Source organism: Sulfurospirillum sp. MES, assembly GCF_000789415.1.
GTDB classification, from domain to species: domain Bacteria; phylum Campylobacterota; class Campylobacteria; order Campylobacterales; family Sulfurospirillaceae; genus Sulfurospirillum; species Sulfurospirillum cavolei.
The window spans coordinates 127,088-145,098 of record NZ_JSEC01000003.1 but is presented as its reverse complement, the minus strand read 5'-3'; the positions used below and the strand labels follow the sequence as shown (position 1 = coordinate 145,098).

Genomic DNA, 18,011 nt, shown 5'->3' with positions numbered 1-18,011 from the left:
AAAAGCCAGCCACGTTTTAACTCAGCCAGCCATACTCTTAATAACAACCGGTTATCACCCTTATTTTTACTTCATGATTCAAAACAACGTGAACAAAATAGGTTATAGAGATGGAGGAGACAGTATGTGTAAAAACGATGTTTTAAAGATGAGTTTGGCGGCGGTATTGTACGTCATTCCACAGATTCTCTCGGCAGACGCCTTTGTAACCTTAGAGAGCATTACGCTGATGGAAGAGGAGCTAAGCGGTATCGGCGAAGCGAAGATCATTTCGCAGGAGAGCTTGGAGAAGAATCAAGCTAAAGAGATGAAAGAGGTGTTTAAAGATGAACCCTCTATCAGTATCGGCGGTGGAGCTAGAAACGCTCAACGTGTTTACCTTCGCGGTATTGAAGGTACAAACCTGAACATCACGATTGATGGCGCCAAGCAGGGCGGAAGTTTGTACCAACATATGGGTGATATTGGAAGCATTGATCCCTCACTTCTTAAAAGTGTGGAGGTCTCAACCATTGCGGGTGCGGATAAAGGAAATGGAGCCTTGGGCGGCAGCATTGCTTTTGAAACGGTGGATGCCCAAGATCTGCTTCGCAAAGACCAAGACGTAGGTGCGGCGATTCGCGGTGGATATTACAGTGCGTCTGAAGGGTACAGTGGGGGCACTTCGGTGTACGGTCGCCTAAGTGACAACAGCGGTTTGTTGGTCGATGTTTCAGGGGTGCATCAAGAAGATTATCGCACGGGTGATGGCGGTGATGCGCTTAATACGGCTGTGAAAGATCAAAACTATTTTATCAAATATAGCTTACTGGATTACTACGAGCACAGCTTAAAACTTGGCGCAACGCATACGAAAAATGATGGGTATTATATTGCAGGTAGTGCAGGTAGCGATATGGGTGCACCTAAGGCAAGCCAAGCAACCAATCGCATGGTTACGACGCGCGATACGTATACGGTAGATCATCGCTACAATCCAGCAAGCGATTGGATCGATCTTAAAACCAATCTCTACTACAACGACCGCAACTTGGAAAATAAAACCAGCGGTATGGATGTGACGAGTAAAAATTACGGAGGCAATGTTAAAAACAGTGTTTCGCTCACTACGGGCGAACTCAACCATCTGTTTACACTTGGCGCGGATTATGACGTGGAAGATGGCATTACCAAAGCCAATAGCGTTGATGGCAGTAAAGTGACCAATACCTCTCAAACCGTGGGTGTGTTTGCTCAGGGAAACTCAACGTATCACATTCTCACACTCAAATACGGCGTACGTTTGGATGATTATTCGATTGAATACGGCTCAAATCGTGAGATTACGGGGCATGAATTTTCTCCAAATGTCGGTGCAGAAGTCGAGATTTATGATGGGTTAAGCGCATTTACGAATTACAGTGAATCGATCAAAATCGGAAGTATCGTTCCCGTGCAGTGGCTCTCAAATGTGACCACGGCTACAACGTTTAACGGTTCTTTAAACGGCACATTAGAGCCAGAGACTTCCAAGCAAATTGAGGGAGGCTTACGCTATAAAACGACAAGCCTTTTGCGTGAAAACGACCGTGTAAGCACAGGTGTTAGCCTTTTTAAAACCACCCTTTCCAACTTAATCCAAAAATCAGGCAGTCAATGGCGCATTAATGATCTCTACAACCTTGATAGTGATGTTATCTCAAAAGGGTATGAGCTCAAAGCGACCTATGCCCTTTCCCCGATAAAAACCTCGCTGAGTTTTATCCATGCGGATGTTGAAGACGAAGAGGGAAATGCCATTTTGAACACCAGACGTTTAGCCGCTTCTATTGGTGATACGATGGTTTGGGACACCGCATGGGAGATAACGCCTCAGGTGCAACTAGGCTATACCTTAACGGCGGTTAATGCGTTTGATAATGTCCCCTCTGGAACGCTTGAGAGACCAGGCTACGCCGTTCATGACATTTCCATGCAGTATCAACCCGCATCGCTTAAAAACCTAACGCTCCATTTTGCGGTTAATAATATCTTCGATAAAGAGTACTATGCCCAAACGTCGCTTGAAAACGGCGATACCTTGGTCGAAGAGATCGGTCGCGAATTTCGCGCTTCCTTTAAATACGTCTTTTAAACATCTTAAGGAGAAAACATGAAAAAAAGTTTATTAACACTCATAGCAATCGTTGGGCTATCTGTCCCGTTATCGGCGCATCAACTCTGGTTGGAGCGTGAGGGAAGCGTCATGAACGCCTATTTTGGTCACTGGCCCAATTTTAAAGAAAAAGCGGATGGAAAAAGACTAGAGGCGATTAAAGGATTTGACATTAGCCCTAAAGAGGCGTACCTTAAAACCGTTCGCCAAAACGATCATGTCGAAGTTTTTGTCAACAAAGTAGGCGACATCGGTCTTACCGAAGCGATGGAACCGCGCAAGGGTAAAATGGTTGATTTTACCGTGCGCACGATCTTTTTAGCCCGTGAAGGTCGAAGCGAGAGCAAAACGCTTTTAGAACTCGATATGGTGCCCGAAGCTTCTCATAGCAATACCTTTACCCTAATGCTCAACAACAAACCGCTTCCTAAAACAAAAGTCGTTCTAACCGCACCCAATACATGGAGCAAAAACTTTATGAGCGATGAAGCGGGAAAAGTGACGTTGCAGACTCCTTGGCTTGGAGATTACGTCGCACAACTTGATTACACCGACAAAACCAAAGGTGAAGTCAACGGAAAAACGTACGAGCAGACCAACTACGTTATGACCTTGCACTTTAGCGTTAAATAAGCAGTTATGCGAAAATTTTGGTTTTGGATTCACTGGTTTTTAGGGATATTTCTCTTCCTGTTTTTAAGCATTACGGCGCTCAGCGGTGCCGTTTTGTCCTTTCAAGAGGAGATTCTTTCGTGGCTAAACCCACAAAGCTTACATGTAAACGATGCGCGTGTAAAAAACTATCTGCCGAGTCAGATTTTAGAAGTTGCTCAAGCGGCGTATCCTAAAGCGAAAATCTCTCATATTCGCTATGACGAAGCACGCACTTTGCCTTGGGTGTGGATCATTCAGCCCGGTCAAAAAGGGCATGAAGGAATGTACTACGCGATCGATCCTCTAAAAGGCGACGTCACGTTGATGAAAGGGATGCGTTTTTTTGCCGCTATGAACCGTTTGCATCGCAGTTTGATGCTTGATCAGCTCGGTAAAAACGTCGTTGCACTCACGACGATCGCGTTTTTGCTTTTGGTCGTCTCGGGCATTTATCTTTATTGGGGGAGTCTAAAACGGCATTTTTTTGCCGCTTTGAAAATCGATTTTACGAAGAAAGGGAGAGCTTTTATCTACCGGCTTCATTGCGCTTTGGGAATGTGGATCGTCCCGTGGTATCTTTTGATATGCCTTAGCGGACTTTATTGGTCGTACGGGTGGTATGCGCAAGCATTGCATACGCTCAGCGGTACGGAAGCTCCGATGAAACGCGGAGGCACCAAGCCGCCAAACGGCGATACGAACAAAGTTGCCGAGCCTTTACATGTCAATCGTTTGGACGACGCATGGCAACTATTTTGCACGCAGGTTCCTTCGTTTAAAAGTGCGGATGTGATGCTTACTTTAGCGGGTAAAAATGCGGTGATACGCTATGTAAACGAAGAAGCACGGCATCCCGACGCTTTCAATACGCTTCTCATCGATACGCAACGAATGCGCATCGTTTCGACGCAAGCATACGACGATTTGCCGATAGAGGCAAAGTGGATGAAAAGTATGTCTTCCGTGCACAGCGGAGCATTTTTCGGTGTGTTCGGTCGTATCGGCGTGTTTATCGCCTCTTTAAGTACGGTACTTTTCGTCGTTACGGGGTGGATGCTTTATCTTGGAAAAAAACGTCAAAAACGAAAAAACAAGGAGTTCTTACCATGAAAAAAAGAGTGATCGCGAGTGCGATTTTAGTGGGCTTAACGGCTACTTCGTTTGCGCATACGGCATTGATGAATTGTATGGAAAATGCCGACGGAACGATCGGTTGCGAAGCGGGTTACAGCGATGGATCGAGTGCTACGGGCATTGCGCTTAAAGTAGTGCAAGACGGAAAAGTCATTTTGGAGCGTAAGTTTGATCAAAACAGTGAAGCGAGCTTTCAAAAACCGCAAGGGGAGTACACGGTTATTTTCGACGGCGGGGACGGTCATGCACTGAGCATTCCAAGCCGTTCGATCTTGAAGTAGTGCTTTTATAACGTTACATGTCAACACAAAGGAGTTGTAAGATGAAGAGACGTTTATGCCTTTTATCGAGCTTTGTTGCAAGCTCATGCCTCTATGCGAACGAGATACAACTTCTCGATGAGATCGTGACCGTTGGAACGAAAAGTGAAAAGAGCGTGGAAGATCAGACCACGCATGTCGAGGTCATTACGTCTGAAACCATCGAAAATTCAGGGGCGAGTAATCTCTCCGAGGTTTTAAACGCCGCACCATGGCTTTACGTCGCACCTTCGGGTAAGACGATCAGTATTCGCGGTATGGGACACTCCGACACGCTTTTATTAATTGACGGCAAACGGGTGAATGGCGAATTTTCCAAAACTTATGAGTTGGAACGCATTGCTTCAGGGATGATCGAGCGCATCGAAATTCTCAAAGGAAGCTCCGCTTTGCTTTACGGAAGTGACGCGATGGGCGGTGTCATTAACATCATCACGAAAAAACCCTCCACGGAAACAGTAAGCGGTAATATCTCAATGGTCGGCGGCAGCGATAAAGCAGGTGCCGATCTGTTTGTCTCCGGCAAAGAGGAGAAACTCTCCTACAGCCTGTACGCCAACTATCTTAACCGCGACGCGTATACAAAATCGAAAACGACCGATGTGAAAGTGATGCAAAGCAGTGTCGAAAAATCGCCCTCGGCATTGAGCGGTGCTTCTACGAGCTCTTTTGGCAAACTGCGAAGTGCGCTCAAAGATAGCTACGGCATCAGCAACGACTACACCGACAATTTGGAAACGAAAAACGTCGGAATGTCCTTATCGTATGAATTTAGCGACTTTTTTACCGCATACGTGGAAGGAAGTTTTCTCGATGAGCAAAAAGACGGGCTTTACGTCAGCGAGAGTTATGCGACGAATTATAAAAACGGTAGCAATACGATTATGGCAAAGTACATTCCTGCCCACCAATACGACGACAATCAGCGTTTTAACCTTGCGACGGGATTTGATTATACGCCAAGCGACTCTTTACATGTAACGTACAATCTTGCCTACTCGAAGTACGAAAAAGATCGAAAAGTCTATACGCCGTTGTGGAGTGAGCTAGGATACAGCTCGCTGGAAGCGTCGCTTTCGAGCTTAAATATCTCCACGTTGGAGTATCTCACCAACGATGCGCAACTCACATGGACGATCAATGAGCAAAACCGCATTGTTACGGGGGCGGAGCATCGCATCCATAACGTCACGTCAACTGCCTACGACGTAGATGATCGCACTTACACGGGTGCTTTTATTCAGCATGAGACGACGCCGTTTGAAAAGTTACATGTAGTTTACGGCGTGCGTTACGATAGCACCTCCACCGATGAAGAGGAGACTTCGCTAAGCATCGGCGCAACCTACGATCTGTTAGAGAGCGTAAAACTTAGAGCCAGTTACGCGCAAGGCTTTCGAAGCCCCGATGATCGAGAACTTTACGTCGATCAGACCAATCCCAACGGTAAAAAGATGTTAGGCGCAACGGTCATTGACACGAGTGCGGGAAAAACAAGCACGTACGATCTCAAATCGGAAACGAGCGATACGACGGAAGTCGGCTTTGTGGCACACGGCGAGGGTTGGATATTGGATGTGGCGGCGTTTGATACGAAGATTGATGATCGCATCTCCCAAGTCTCTTACACCAATTACAACACCTTCGAAAACATCAGCGACAGCGAAATCAAAGGCGTTGAGACGACGTTTGACGTGGGGCTGAGTGAGACGGTATGGATGCAACTGGGTTACACCTATCAAGACGCAAAAAACAAAACCGACGCTACAAAACTCTCCGACGTGCCCGAGAGAATCGCTAGCATTTCGTTGAGTTACAAGCCGATCAAAAACCTTGAATTTCGCACCACGACCAAATACGTCGGCGAACAAAGAGGAACGGACGATGAACAGGTGGGCGGTTTTAGTGTTACAAACGTCAAAGTGATCGCCAAAGAGGTTTTTTACCATACCGACCTCTTTGCGGGCATCGACAATATCTTCCAAAAAGAGACGCCCGAATATTTGGGATTGTTGCCTGAAGCGGCGTATTATGTCGGGTTTAACTACAAATTTTAGGAGATCGAATGAAAAAATATCTCTTAGCGATCCTTTTTTTATGGGTCGGACTTAACGCACAAGAGAAAAACGACAACCTCATTATCAACGATTTAATAGTCTTAACGATGCCGGGGCAAATGATCAAAAGCGGTCAAATAGAGGTCAGTAGCGAACAGATGGTGCGTATTATGGAAGAGGTTCAACCGTTGATGCATGTCAATTACCAAGCTAAAACGAACGAAGCGTTCGGGCTTGAGAAACACGTGCAAAAACTCCTACGCCAAGGCAAATCCAAAGAGGACGTAAAAGCCTACTTAGACCAAATTGCCGTGATCAAACGTGAAGCCATCGACATTAAAATCGATGCGTACAAAGCGTTTCAAGCCATTTTAACGCCCGAACAGTGGCAAAAATATCTGGAACTCAGCGGGGCTAAATCATCACAATGAAACGTTATTTGGACAGTTTGAAGCAAGGACAAACATGTAAAATTATCCAGATTGATTCTACGGGTAAACTCAAACAAAAATTACTGGATATGGGATTTATTGTCGGGGCGGACATTGAAGTGGTGCGTGAAGCACCGCTTTACGATCCGATGGAGCTTCGTATCCATGCGTATTTCATTAGTCTCAGACGTAGCGAAGCGGCTTTAGTGGAGGTGGAAGTATTATGATCAGAGTCGCTTTAGCGGGGCAACCCAATTGCGGAAAATCTACGATTTTTAACCTTATCAGCGGTATTCATCAATATGTTGCCAATTATCCGGGCGTTACGGTCGATAAAAAGGTCGGACGCTTCAGCCGGCAAAACGAAACAATAGAGATAGTGGATTTGCCCGGTACCTATTCGTTTAGTTCGTATTCTTTGGAAGAGTGCGTTGCCAAAAATTTTCTTTACGACGAAACGCCCGACGTGATTTTAAACATCGTAGACGCGTCCAATCTCAAACGCAATCTTTACCTAAGCTTTCAATTGCTGGAAATCGGTCTGCCCGTCGTGATCGTTTTAAATATGACGGATGTCGCCGTGCGCAGAGGAATGCATATCGATACGATAAAAATGGAAGCGTTATTGGGCTGTAAAGTCGTTGTTTGTGCCAGCGGTGCAAAGGGAGAAGGAGCCGAAGCGATCATGCAAGCGGTCTTTTCGACGTATCGCCAAAAAGAACAAGACCGAAGGTTTACCTTACATTACGAAGCGTTGGAGTCGTTTATTCAAGAGATGAAAACCGCAATAGCCAATGTGGATACGGTGTTAAATAAGCGTTGGGCGGCGATTAAAATTTTAGAAGAAGATCGTGCGCTTATCGAAAAACTAGATTCCGATCCAAGACGTTTGGCGGAAAAGGCGCAAGCATGCCAAGAGCGTTTTCGCGCCGCGCACCGTCAAGAGATAAGCGCATATTTAGCGGCAGTGCGTTACGACTCTGCCGCTATTGTCGCGCATCAGTGCGTTTATCTGAATCCTAAAGCCCTCAAAGAGACTTTAACCGACAAAGTCGATAAAATCGTTTTAAACCGTTGGCTTTCTTTTCCGATTTTACTGCTGATCATGGTCACGGTTTATGAACTTTCCATCGTCGGCGGCTACAAATTGACCGATTATACGTGGCCGATGTTAGCGGGATTTAAAAGCTTTGTCGTCGATCACTTGCCTGCGGCGGATTTGATCAACGTTCCGATGATTACGGATTTATCCGTTTGGATGCTCAACAGTGCCAATGCCTTGCTCAATTATATCCCCGTCTTTTTCATCTTGTTTGCGATGATCGCCGTGATGGAAGATGTGGGCTATATGCCGCGTTTGGCGTTTATCTTAGACCGCGTCTTTAAAAAATTCGGTCTGCACGGCCAATCCACGCTTCCTTTAGTTCTTGGCGGTGCGATGGTCGGCGGGTGCGCCGTTCCGGGAGTGATGTCGACCAAAGGCATTGCCGATGAGAGAGCGCGTATGGCGACTATTTTGGCGGTGCCCTACATGAACTGCTTAGCCAAAGTACCGTTTTACACGTTGATATTAGGCGCGTTTTTCAAAGAAGAGATGGAAATGATGATGTTTTACATCTCGACCGTAACGCTTTTTATCGCTTTGATCGTCTCTAAAGTGCTTACGAGTACCCTTTTACGAACCCGCGAAACCGCGCCTTTCGTGATGGAGCTTCCACCCTATCACCTCCCGACGTTTAAGGGCGTGTTGTTGCGTGCCGCTCAGAGGGTTTGGGTGTACGTTAAAAAAGTCGTGAGTATCGTACTCGTCGTAGCGATGGCTTTGTTTGCCTTGTTGCAATTTCCGGGTCTTGAAGCAAGCTCAAAACGTGCGTTTGACGAAAAAGTCGAAAAAGCGTTGAGCGATTTTGATAGCAACGTGAACGCCAATACGTACTATGCTCGAATCGATACGAGAGAAAAAGTTTCAACCCTTTTAAATGCCTATGACATGTATAAATCAAAACGCATGATCGTATCGGGAAACGAAGAGGCTAAAAAAGTCGATGAAACATTTTTAAAAACCTATCCGGATTTTTTTATTTTGATTAAGCCTCAAGCGGATCAAGCGGCAAAAACCGTCAATAACGCCTTACGCGAACTCTCAAACATCCGCAAAGATCTTTTGCGTCAAATCAAAAACGAAAAGATCGAAAAGAGCTTTTTAGGAATCGTCGGACACGCCGTAGAACCGTTGACGCGTTATGCCGGATTTGATTGGAAAATCAACGTTGCCTTTTTAAGTTCGTTTGCCGCGCGTGAAAGTGCTGTGGCAACGCTGGGTTCTTTATATGAAAATCCAAAAGCGAGCTCCGTGCGTGCTGAAGACGCCATGGTCGATAACGGCGGCTATTCGTCGCTCAATGCCGTAGCGATTTTAATTTTTATGATTTTAACGCCGCCGTGCATTGCGACGATGATCGTAGTCAAAATGCAATCCGATAGTTACCGATGGATGTTCTTTGCCACTTTTTTCCCGATAACGCTCGGTATCGTATCGGCGTCTGTGATTTTTTCTCTCGGTAATACTTTGGCTTGGAGCGGTTTGGAAGCTATGGGGTACTTTTATGCGAGCGTCGTCGGTATCGCACTGGTTTTAGGACTTATTCCAAGTCGCATCAAGGCTTGGTCTTACACAAAAAATTAAAAATTAAATTATCAATTAATAATTATTATTGTTTAATAGATAATAGCTATAATTTCACTATCATAAATCTATATAAGGAGTATCCGATGTCAAAAGTCATTCAACACTTACAAGAGATTCAAGCAGACAGCCACGTGCTTTATGTCACGATTCACAATTACCATTGGAACGTTAAAGGCTTACAGTTTTTTGCGGTTCACGAAGCAACCGAAAAATTATACGACGCCATGTCTGAAATCTTCGATGAGACGGCAGAACGCATTTTGCAATTAGGCGGTGCGCCTTTAGTCAGTATTTCCGAAATTATGGCGAAAACGACGCTCAAAGAAGAGACGAAAAAATCCTTCGAGGTCAAAGAGGTGATCGAAAACATTGCTAAAATACTTGAAGGAATGCTCGCCCAATGGAAAAAGCTTTCTACGCTAGCCGAAGAAGTACGTGATACGACGACGATGACTATGGCGGACGATAAGATTGCCGAACTTGAAAAACAGTTGTGGATGTACCGCGCAACCTTAGCCTAAGCCTCTTGAAACGGCACACGCTTTTATGCGTGTGCTTTCTACATGTAAGAATAAGAATCGCACTGCATCTTTTTTTGTCTTTAAGCGTTAGAAATAAAGTTCAAAATTCTTTAGGACTAAATGAGTTTTTTGATAGTAAGAATCATATTATAAGAAATTAAGTTCCTTTTGTCTATTATACGATAACAATTATCAAGATAAAGGAACAGAGATGAAGTATACCTATTCACGTATCGTCGGTGCGTTGGTTTTAGGCGGTACGCTAGGTTTTGCGGCGGATGCGGGCAATTTGGAAGAGGCGTTAAGTCAAGGCGAAATATCGGCAAGTGTCGGAGTTTACGGGCAATATTCTAACCATCAAGGTGGAACGAAAGATAGCGGGTTTTCCAACGGTTTTACGGAAATCGGATTTGAAACGGCTCCGTTGTACGGCGTTAGTTTAGGCGTACGCGGATTCGGCAGTGCCAAAATCGGCGAAAAAGAGGACGGTGACTATAAAGCCGAGGGCGCGATTGAAGACAATGCCGTGCTTTCCGAAGCGTTTATCAAAATCGAACACGAAGGGATGGGGAAAGTCGTCCTCGGACGTCAAGCGGTCGATTTTAATTGGTTGACCGATTATATCGAAGGTGCGAGCGTTGAACTAAGTGCTCTCCAAAATCTCGTCGTTACGATGGCTTGGGCGCGTAAATATGCGGTCGTAGGCTTTGACGAAGTTTCCGAAAAATTCGGAAAGATCAATGAAGATGACGGTCTTTACATGTTAGAAGTCAAATACACGCCGATCGAAGCATTGGAGTTGAATCCTTACGTCTATTACGGCGAAAATCTCTTCGGTGCTTACGGTATGAAAGCCGTGTTAAGCCTTGAGCCAAGCGATGCGCTTAAGACGACGACGATGCTTCATTATGCGAAAATTAACAGCGACGCGACCACCGAAGAAGACGACGGATCGGGTGCTATGGTGGAAGTGAACGTTAAAAACGGTTCGTTTATGCAAGCCGAACAGGGATTTGAGTTTGCCGGAGCGTTGCTTGCACTTGGTTACGTGAAAGTCGATAAAGACGGTCTAGGCGGGTTAGGCGAAGCCGGCGATCAAATGCCTTTGGAAGACGGTAACCATATTTTTGATGACAATGCTAGAACCCCTTATATTCGTGCGGAATACGAGATCGAAGGCGTCAAACTCTCCGCTCTTTACGCGCAAACCAAATACGACGATGCGGGTTTGAGCTTGAAAGAAAAAGAGTTGGACCTTAGCGTCGGTTATGAGATTATCAAAAATCTCGAAGCCTCTTTGATTTACGTCAATGTCGACAACGACGCAAAATCCGACAGCTATAACGCGTTTAAAGCACTCGTTCAATACACCTTCTAACATGCAAGAGCACCTTATAAACGTTAACGAAGATGAAAACGCCTCGTTAACGTTTGAGGCTTTTTACAAGCGTTTTCAAAAGATGACATGTAGCGTTAAATTACGCCATTCCGATCAACGAGAGACGCTTTTGAAAGTGCTTTTTAAGACCCAAAAGCATCTGAGTGCCGAAGAAATTCAAACGCTTTTAAAAAACGAACATCGCGTCGGCGTTTCGCTTGCGACGGTGTACAAACAGCTTTTACTTTTAGAAATGTTAGACCTAGCAAGCGTCGTCGTTACGTTTCCGAAAAAAACCAAACGGTATCGTTTAAAACACACCTTTCATCACGATCATTTGGTGTGCGTGAAGTGCGGACGGATTATTCCTTTTTACGATCCGGTAATCGAAACCGAGCAAGAAGCGATTCTTGCACACCACCATTTTACAGGCATTCACCATACGATGGTTTTGTACGGTATATGCGAAAGGTGTCACCATGAATGAAATGATACTTAAAAGTTCCGTTGCGGGACGTGCGCGTTTTAAATACGGCGCGTTTAAGCACTTAGATGAAAAGGCGTTTGAAGCTTTGTTAGGTTTACATGTCGATTCGTTTCGCGTCAATCGCGCCTGTGCTTCGTTAGTCGTTTACTTCGATCCGCTGAAAACGACGCTTCAAACGATTATCGATCTTTTGCAAAAACGCTTTGAAACCGCTACGCTAATGCCTCACGTTTCCTCCCCCGCCGCACTCTATTGTCCTTCGTGCGCTTCGTGTAGCGCCTGCGAATCTAAAATCAATTCTCCTCAATCATGGCGATCCAAAATCTGGAGTTTTGTTGCGCTTTGCGGCTATGCGCTTTATCTGTTTGTTTCCGAAACGTTTTTCGGCGCAAGCGCTTTCGCGTTGCCTCTGCCCTTAACCGCATTGGTGGCATTGGCGGCGGCAATTCCTTTATTACAAGAAGCGTATGCGGATTTTAAAGCCGGACGTTTTAGTTTGCATTCGTTTATGGCAATCGCGCTTTTAGGGGCGATCGCAGGAGGCGAAGCGACGGCGGCATTTGAAATTGTCTTTATTTTGCGCGGCGGAATGTTGTTGGAAGAGTATACGGCGGAGCGTTCTAAAAAACAGATTCACGAACTGATGGCGCTTGGGATTAAAAAAGCGTACGTGCTCGTCGATGAGATTGAAGTGGAAACCGATGTTTCCGATATCCGTGAGGGTGATACCGTCGTAGCAAGAAGCGGCGAGAGAATTGCGGTTGACGGCATGATCGTAGAAGGAAGTGCCGAAATCGACGAATCGGCGATTAACGGACGGAGTGAGCCGGCATTTAAGACGTTAAACGAGACGGTTTACGCCAATACCTTAATGCAAAGCGGACGCATTTATATTCGCGTGAGCGCGACGGGCGAGCAGACCTATTTGGCGCGTATGATCGCCAAAGTCGAAGCGTCGTTGGCGCAAAAGTCGCCGAGCGAAGTCGCCGCCGATCGGCTTGCGGCACGGTTACTTACGTTAGGCACGTTTTTAACCGGAGCCACTTTTTTACTCACCGGTTCATGGCTACGCGCATTTTCGGTTATGATCGTGATGTCCTGCCCGTGCGCGACGATACTCGCCGCGAGTACCGCGATCAGTGCGGGTATCGCAAAAGGGGCGAAAAAAGGTGTTTTGATTAAAGGCGGTGCCTATTTGGAAGCCGTCTCTCAAAGCGAAGTCTTTTGTTTCGACAAAACGGGCACGTTGACCACGGGCGAGCCGAAACTCGTTCAGAGTATCTGCGCGGAAGGCATTTTAGCGCATGACCTTTTATGTACCGCCGCCCTTGCCGAACACCACAATAGCCATCCTATCGGCATCGCGATCACGAAAGCCGCAGCATTGGCAGGCTTTACATGTCACGAAGACAATCCGAGCGACATTTTTGCGGGTCTTGGCGTACGACTCAAAGATCACGCCGGCGATATTGCAGTCGGAAACGCGAAATGGATGGCGCAAAACGGCGTGGATATTTCATCCTTACATGTACAAAGTTCGCAAGCGTTTTTAGAGGGGTATAGCGTCGTGTATGTTGCACGCGGGAGTCGATTGTTGGGCTTTCTGAGCTTAGAACACACGGTAAGGGCGGGAACGCTTGCGATGCTTCAAGGGCTTCGTAAACGGGGCGTTCAACATCTGGTGCTTTTAAGCGGCGACGAAGAGACGGTCGCGCGCGCGTTTGGGCGTACGTACGGGTTTGACGAAGTGCATGCTAACGTGATGCCCGAAGAAAAAGCCGACGTCGTTGAAGCTTTAAAAACGCGATATACCAACGTCGTCATGGTAGGTGATGGCATTAACGATACGTTGGCGATGAGTAAAGCCGACGTTGCGATTTCGTTTGCGAGCGGAGGAAGCGAAGCGGCGATCGAAGTTTCCAATATTGCGGTTACCGATAGCAGTCCCGATGCGATTTTACATCTTTTTGATCTTTCCAAAGAGAGCCTGCGTGTCATCAATCAAAATTATTGGATCGGTACGGGAACCAATTTAGTAAGTGTGGCGTTTGCCGCGGTCGGAGCGTTACCGCCGGTGCTTGCCGGCGCGATGCATATCGCCCATACGGTCGGCATCATGGCAAATTCGTCGCGGATTGCATGGAACAATGATAATAATTCTTAAAAAATGTTAAGTTTGACTTCAGTTATAAATTTTTAGAATGCAATCAAAAGGATCAACGAATGGAAATTACCGCTGAAAAACTTGTCGAATTAGGTCGTTATTTTTCGATCGTTCATCAGATTAAAGGACGTCTTCGCGTACGTGTCGATCCAAAAATTAGGTCGCACGGCGAAACGGTTCGCATCGAAGACATCGAGGCGTTACCTCAAAAAATCGAGGGTATCAAAAGCCTCAAAATCAATAAAATCGTAGGTTCCATCACGATCGAGTACGATCCTACTCTTTTCCCCGATCATCTCTGGAGCAATCTGGTCAAAGGCGAGAATTTAGATGAGATTATCGCCGTATTAACAAAGCTATCAAAGGAGTTTGTCTAAGATGAAATCAATCGAAGAAACCGCAACTCTAGAACCTTTAGGCATCGATCCGCGCTCATCCGAACCCATTCTCGATCAAGCCTTAAAAACGGCATTGGACGATGAATACCGCGCGTATGAAACGTACATGTACGTGATCGAAACGTTCGGTGCAAAACCGCCGTTTGCGTCTATCGTTGAAGCGGAAAAACGGCATCAAAATGCCTTGCTTGAACTTTTTGCCGCCCATCAAATTACGCCGATCGAAAATCGCTGGCAAGGGATGACTCAGGCACCTCAAACGCTTCAAGAAGCTTATGCTTTAGGCGTTGAAGCGGAAATCGCCAACATTGCCGTGTATGACACTTTGCTTTCGTATACGCAACATTATCCCGACGTACAAGAAGTTTTTTACCGTTTGCAAGCCGCATCGTACAATCATCATTTACCCGCATTTTCGAGTCACCTTCAACACCAAGAGAACGCAACGCAAACTGCCAAAACGACGTTCAACGACGAGGCGACGCTTGCTTCGATGGAAAAATTAAGCGAACATGTGAACGAGTGGAGCACTTTGGCAACCAAGATGGCAAACGGACAGATGAGCCAAGAAGAGATGTTAAAACTTTTAAGCAACACCAATCTCTCGTTTATCGCAGGTGCGCTAATCGGAGCGGTCGGTGCGGGTGTATTGGGTGCAATGACGCAAAAAAACGAAGATAAAACCATAAAGGAGTAAGCCATGTTACCGTTTATCGTAGGAGTCGCCGCCGGTGCGGCAGTCGTGTATACGTTGGGAAATCGCAAAGCAATTAAACATACGCTCAAAAGCGGCGTCGATAAAGCCAAAGAGCTTGCCGAAGACGTGAAAAAGAGCGTGGACGGAACGATCGAGTGTATCAAGTCGAAAAAGAGTGAAAAATTAGAGGTAAAAGAGGAAGCACAATGACGATTGATACGGGAGAAGAACGAAGCGTGGTCGGACATGCGCTCAGCGGTGCGCTTTCAGCGGGCATGGTCTCGGGAACGCTTAATTACAACCGCTATCGCCAAGAAAAAATGAGCAAAGAACAAGCTTTAAAAAATACGCTTAAGCTGACGCTTCAAGGCGGTATCGTAACCGCTAGCGCGATTGCGGCGTCTAATTACGTCGGTCGCAATAGCTATTTAGGCGTCTTGACGGCCGTCTCTTTAGGTGTTGCCGGTATTTACGGCGTCGAAAAACTGTATGAAAAAAGCTTGAACGCAAACGAAGCGTTACCTACACCACTCAAAGGAGAATAATTTTATGGATAAGCCATCCCTTTCCAATAACCCTTATATCGCAAAAGAGAGCAAAACCAATACGCTTTTACCCGATTCTTTGCTCGGGACGTTTGATACCAAACATTTTATCGTCGGTGCGCTTGTGGGTGCATTGGGTGCTTATCTCTTAACCAACGAAAGTGCGCAAAAAGCACTTTTTAAAACCGTTGCCAAAGGTACGCAAGCGTTTCAAGCGGGTATCGAGGAGATGAAAGAGCGTTATGAAGACGCGAAAGCGGAGTTAGCCGCAAACGAGTCGTAACGACGATGCAATCTTTGAGTTTAGCGCATCAAAGTACCCGCCGCTTACGGTTTGTATCGCCTGATTTTCGAGGGCTTGATTCGTACGAGTTGACGCATGCCCTTAAAACGGAGCTAGAGGCAAAAACCGTTCGTATGAACGCAAAACTCGGTTCGTTAATTCTGATGTTTGAAGAACCTGTCGATGCGGCGCAGATCAAAGAGCGGCTTTTGCGTTTCAACCTTGACGCGTATAGGGTTTGCGATACCGAATTGAACGCATGTTTTCACGATACGCAAGAGCCGCCGAGTATGCGGGGCATTGCGCGTGCTAGCAGTGCGTTATTGTTTCAGCCGTTCATTCCCCAGCCCAATCTGAAGTTGGCTATCAGTGCCTTGGCAAGCCTGCCGCTTTTGCAAAAAGGAGTTCAAGAGCTTTTTAGCGAAGGCTTAACCTCGAAAGTTCTTGAAGCCATGGCGGTGAGTGTCTCTTTGGCGCGCGGCGATTACAGTGCGGCAAACGGTACCAACGTCATGCTCGAAATCGGCGAATACATTGAAGAGAGCATGGTTCAAAAAAGCGACGATTTGATCAAAGAGCTGGCTAAGCCCAATGTCGACGAGGCGTGGGTAGAGGTCGAGGTTGACGGAACCGTGACGCAAAAACGTTTACCGACCGAACAGATTAAAATAGGCGATATCGTCATCGTCGGAGCAGGCGATACGGTTCCCGTGGACGGACATATCGTGGACGGAACCGCCTCGATCAATCAAGTTTCGATGACGGGAGAAGCCGAACCCGTTCGCAAAGAGCGCGGACATCGCGTTATTTCCGGAACGGTTGTCGAAGCGGGACGCATTCGCATATGGGCCGAACATGTCGGAAGCGATACGGCGACGGAGCGTATTAAACATTATATTAAAAGTTCGTTGGACGAAAAATCGGCCATCGGTCTTAAAGCGACGCGCTTAGCGGATAAACTCGTACCGATTACCTTGGGGCTTGCGGGACTTTCGTATGCGATTCGTCGCGATATGGCAAGCGTCGCCGCCGTTTTACAGGCGGATTATTCGTGTGCTTTAAAATTAGCGACCCCCGTCGCGTTTAAAAATTCGCTCTCAATTGCCGGACGTGAAGGCGTTTTGATTAAAGGTGCCAAAGCGTTGGAACAGCTTTCCCACGTCGATACGTTTGTTTTTGACAAAACGGGAACGCTGACGCGCGGCGAGTTGGAAGTCGTAGGCATTCACTCTTTTAGTTCGCAATGGAGCGAAGAGGCGATTTTAAACCTGACCGCCAGCGCAGAAGAACACTATTTTCATCCCGTAGCCGAAGCGGTCGTCAAAGCGGCAAAAGAGCGCGGTTTTGTGCATATGCATCACGAAGAGGTCGAGTTTATCGTCGCGCACGGCGTTAAAACGCAGATTAACGGCAAAGAGGTCATTATCGGTAGTCGACACTTTTTAGAAGACGACGAACAGGTCTCTTTTGAGGGGCATCAAGCGATGATCGATCGATGCATGCAAGACGGTAAGATTTTACTGTATATCGCCTACGATAAAAAATTATTGGGGACGATCGGTATGATGGATCGCGTACGCGAAAATGCCAAAAATGCTTTAGCCATGTTGCGTCGTTTAGGCGCAAAAGAGCTGGTTATGCTGACCGGAGACGTGCAGGAAAAAGCCGATGTCTTGGCGCAGGAACTCGGTATCGATACGGTTTACGCCAAACTGATGCCGACCGATAAATCGCGCATCGTAGAGTCTTTGAAGCAAAGCGGAAAAACGGTTGCGTTTGTCGGAGACGGCATCAACGATGCACCGGCGTTGATGAACGCACATGTAGGCATCAGTATGTACAAAGGTGCGGATATTGCTAAAGCGACGGCGGATATTAGTTTGTTAAAAGACGATATCGAAGCGGTCGTAGACGCAAAGATTTTAGCCAACAAGACGATGGAGCGTATTCACGCCAATTTTAACGCAACCGTAGGGATTAACAGCGTAATCTTGGCCGGAGCCGCAACGGGGCTTTTAAGCCCGATTGCAACGGCTATTTTACATAACGGTACGACGATTGGATTGTTGTTAAATTCGATGCAAAAAATCAAACGTCGCGTTTCAGCCGATTCTTAGAA

Annotated in this window: 18 protein-coding genes; all 18 read left to right on the top strand. The window is 46.5% G+C overall.

Going from position 1 to position 18,011, the window contains the following annotated elements; translation table 11 throughout:
• The first annotated feature begins 124 nt into the window (after window positions 1-124).
• The 18 genes from OA34_RS06475 (at window position 125) to OA34_RS06390 (ending at window position 18,009) form a co-directional block, all read left to right on the top strand.
• Window positions 125-2,113, top strand: a complete 1,989-nt coding sequence (locus OA34_RS06475) for a TonB-dependent receptor domain-containing protein (protein ID WP_039673610.1) — start codon at window positions 125-127, stop codon at window positions 2,111-2,113.
• Window positions 2,114-2,131: 18 nt separating this feature from the next.
• Window positions 2,132-2,767, top strand: a complete 636-nt coding sequence (locus OA34_RS06470; protein WP_039673608.1) for a hypothetical protein — start codon at window positions 2,132-2,134, stop codon at window positions 2,765-2,767.
• A gap of 6 nt (window positions 2,768-2,773) precedes the next feature.
• Window positions 2,774-3,898, top strand: a complete 1,125-nt coding sequence (locus OA34_RS06465; RefSeq protein ID WP_039673605.1) for a PepSY-associated TM helix domain-containing protein — start codon at window positions 2,774-2,776, stop codon at window positions 3,896-3,898.
• Complete coding sequence (locus OA34_RS06460; RefSeq protein ID WP_039673603.1) at window positions 3,895-4,203, top strand: hypothetical protein; 309 nt, start codon at window positions 3,895-3,897, stop codon at window positions 4,201-4,203. The genes OA34_RS06465 and OA34_RS06460 overlap by 4 nt, the downstream gene beginning before the upstream one ends.
• 41 nt (window positions 4,204-4,244) lie before the next feature.
• Complete coding sequence (locus OA34_RS06455; RefSeq protein WP_039673601.1) at window positions 4,245-6,299, top strand: TonB-dependent receptor plug domain-containing protein; 2,055 nt, start codon at window positions 4,245-4,247, stop codon at window positions 6,297-6,299.
• Between the two features lie 8 nt (window positions 6,300-6,307).
• The gene (locus OA34_RS06450) at window positions 6,308-6,730 is read left to right on the top strand and encodes a hypothetical protein (RefSeq protein ID WP_039673600.1); all 423 of its coding nucleotides are present in this window, start codon (window positions 6,308-6,310) and stop codon (window positions 6,728-6,730) included.
• The gene (locus OA34_RS06445) at window positions 6,727-6,957 is read left to right on the top strand and encodes a FeoA family protein (protein WP_039673598.1); all 231 of its coding nucleotides are present in this window, start codon (window positions 6,727-6,729) and stop codon (window positions 6,955-6,957) included. Before OA34_RS06450 ends, OA34_RS06445 begins: the two co-directional genes overlap by 4 nt.
• The gene (gene feoB, locus OA34_RS06440; protein ID WP_039673596.1) at window positions 6,954-9,416 is read left to right on the top strand and encodes a ferrous iron transport protein B; all 2,463 of its coding nucleotides are present in this window, start codon (window positions 6,954-6,956) and stop codon (window positions 9,414-9,416) included. The genes OA34_RS06445 and feoB overlap by 4 nt, the downstream gene beginning before the upstream one ends.
• Window positions 9,417-9,502: 86 nt before the next feature.
• On the top strand, window positions 9,503-9,940 hold the full coding sequence (locus OA34_RS06435) for a Dps family protein (RefSeq protein WP_039673594.1): 438 nt from the start codon (window positions 9,503-9,505) through the stop codon (window positions 9,938-9,940).
• A 211-nt stretch (window positions 9,941-10,151) separates the two neighbouring features.
• Window positions 10,152-11,318, top strand: a complete 1,167-nt coding sequence (locus OA34_RS06430) for an Opr family porin (protein WP_039673592.1) — start codon at window positions 10,152-10,154, stop codon at window positions 11,316-11,318.
• Between the two features lies 1 nt (window position 11,319).
• The gene (locus OA34_RS06425) at window positions 11,320-11,805 is read left to right on the top strand and encodes a Fur family transcriptional regulator (protein ID WP_254377087.1); all 486 of its coding nucleotides are present in this window, start codon (window positions 11,320-11,322) and stop codon (window positions 11,803-11,805) included.
• Window positions 11,798-13,969: a heavy metal translocating P-type ATPase gene (locus OA34_RS06420; RefSeq protein WP_286682885.1), complete on the top strand. Its 2,172-nt coding sequence runs from the start codon at window positions 11,798-11,800 to the stop codon at window positions 13,967-13,969. Before OA34_RS06425 ends, OA34_RS06420 begins: the two co-directional genes overlap by 8 nt.
• Before the next feature lie 59 nt (window positions 13,970-14,028).
• Window positions 14,029-14,346 (top strand): HMA2 domain-containing protein, encoded by a 318-nt coding sequence (locus OA34_RS06415; protein WP_039673590.1) that lies wholly within the window; start codon window positions 14,029-14,031, stop codon window positions 14,344-14,346.
• A gap of 1 nt (window position 14,347) precedes the next feature.
• Window positions 14,348-15,064 (top strand): ferritin-like domain-containing protein, encoded by a 717-nt coding sequence (locus tag OA34_RS13615; protein WP_286682884.1) that lies wholly within the window; start codon window positions 14,348-14,350, stop codon window positions 15,062-15,064.
• Window positions 15,065-15,067: 3 nt separating this feature from the next.
• On the top strand, window positions 15,068-15,274 hold the full coding sequence (locus tag OA34_RS06405; protein WP_039673588.1) for a hypothetical protein: 207 nt from the start codon (window positions 15,068-15,070) through the stop codon (window positions 15,272-15,274).
• On the top strand, window positions 15,271-15,609 hold the full coding sequence (locus OA34_RS06400; RefSeq protein WP_039673586.1) for a magnetosome protein MamC family protein: 339 nt from the start codon (window positions 15,271-15,273) through the stop codon (window positions 15,607-15,609). Before OA34_RS06405 ends, OA34_RS06400 begins: the two co-directional genes overlap by 4 nt.
• Window positions 15,610-15,613: 4 nt before the next feature.
• The gene (locus OA34_RS06395; RefSeq protein ID WP_039673584.1) at window positions 15,614-15,892 is read left to right on the top strand and encodes a hypothetical protein; all 279 of its coding nucleotides are present in this window, start codon (window positions 15,614-15,616) and stop codon (window positions 15,890-15,892) included.
• Window positions 15,893-15,897: 5 nt separating this feature from the next.
• A complete protein-coding gene (locus OA34_RS06390) occupies window positions 15,898-18,009 on the top strand; it encodes a heavy metal translocating P-type ATPase (protein ID WP_039673582.1) in 2,112 nt (703 codons plus the stop codon).
• Window positions 18,010-18,011 lie beyond the last annotated feature (2 nt).

Coding starts and splice junctions, on each gene's coding strand:
- OA34_RS06475 (WP_039673610.1), top strand. CDS start 125: ATGTGTAAAAACGATGTTTTAAAGATGAGTTTGGCGGCGGTATTGTAC.
- OA34_RS06470 (WP_039673608.1), top strand. CDS start 2,132: ATGAAAAAAAGTTTATTAACACTCATAGCAATCGTTGGGCTATCTGTC.
- OA34_RS06465 (WP_039673605.1), top strand. CDS start 2,774: ATGCGAAAATTTTGGTTTTGGATTCACTGGTTTTTAGGGATATTTCTC.
- OA34_RS06460 (WP_039673603.1), top strand. CDS start 3,895: ATGAAAAAAAGAGTGATCGCGAGTGCGATTTTAGTGGGCTTAACGGCT.
- OA34_RS06455 (WP_039673601.1), top strand. CDS start 4,245: ATGAAGAGACGTTTATGCCTTTTATCGAGCTTTGTTGCAAGCTCATGC.
- OA34_RS06450 (WP_039673600.1), top strand. CDS start 6,308: ATGAAAAAATATCTCTTAGCGATCCTTTTTTTATGGGTCGGACTTAAC.
- OA34_RS06445 (WP_039673598.1), top strand. CDS start 6,727: ATGAAACGTTATTTGGACAGTTTGAAGCAAGGACAAACATGTAAAATT.
- feoB (WP_039673596.1), top strand. CDS start 6,954: ATGATCAGAGTCGCTTTAGCGGGGCAACCCAATTGCGGAAAATCTACG.
- OA34_RS06435 (WP_039673594.1), top strand. CDS start 9,503: ATGTCAAAAGTCATTCAACACTTACAAGAGATTCAAGCAGACAGCCAC.
- OA34_RS06430 (WP_039673592.1), top strand. CDS start 10,152: ATGAAGTATACCTATTCACGTATCGTCGGTGCGTTGGTTTTAGGCGGT.
- OA34_RS06425 (WP_254377087.1), top strand. CDS start 11,320: ATGCAAGAGCACCTTATAAACGTTAACGAAGATGAAAACGCCTCGTTA.
- OA34_RS06420 (WP_286682885.1), top strand. CDS start 11,798: ATGAATGAAATGATACTTAAAAGTTCCGTTGCGGGACGTGCGCGTTTT.
- OA34_RS06415 (WP_039673590.1), top strand. CDS start 14,029: ATGGAAATTACCGCTGAAAAACTTGTCGAATTAGGTCGTTATTTTTCG.
- OA34_RS13615 (WP_286682884.1), top strand. CDS start 14,348: ATGAAATCAATCGAAGAAACCGCAACTCTAGAACCTTTAGGCATCGAT.
- OA34_RS06405 (WP_039673588.1), top strand. CDS start 15,068: ATGTTACCGTTTATCGTAGGAGTCGCCGCCGGTGCGGCAGTCGTGTAT.
- OA34_RS06400 (WP_039673586.1), top strand. CDS start 15,271: ATGACGATTGATACGGGAGAAGAACGAAGCGTGGTCGGACATGCGCTC.
- OA34_RS06395 (WP_039673584.1), top strand. CDS start 15,614: ATGGATAAGCCATCCCTTTCCAATAACCCTTATATCGCAAAAGAGAGC.
- OA34_RS06390 (WP_039673582.1), top strand. CDS start 15,898: ATGCAATCTTTGAGTTTAGCGCATCAAAGTACCCGCCGCTTACGGTTT.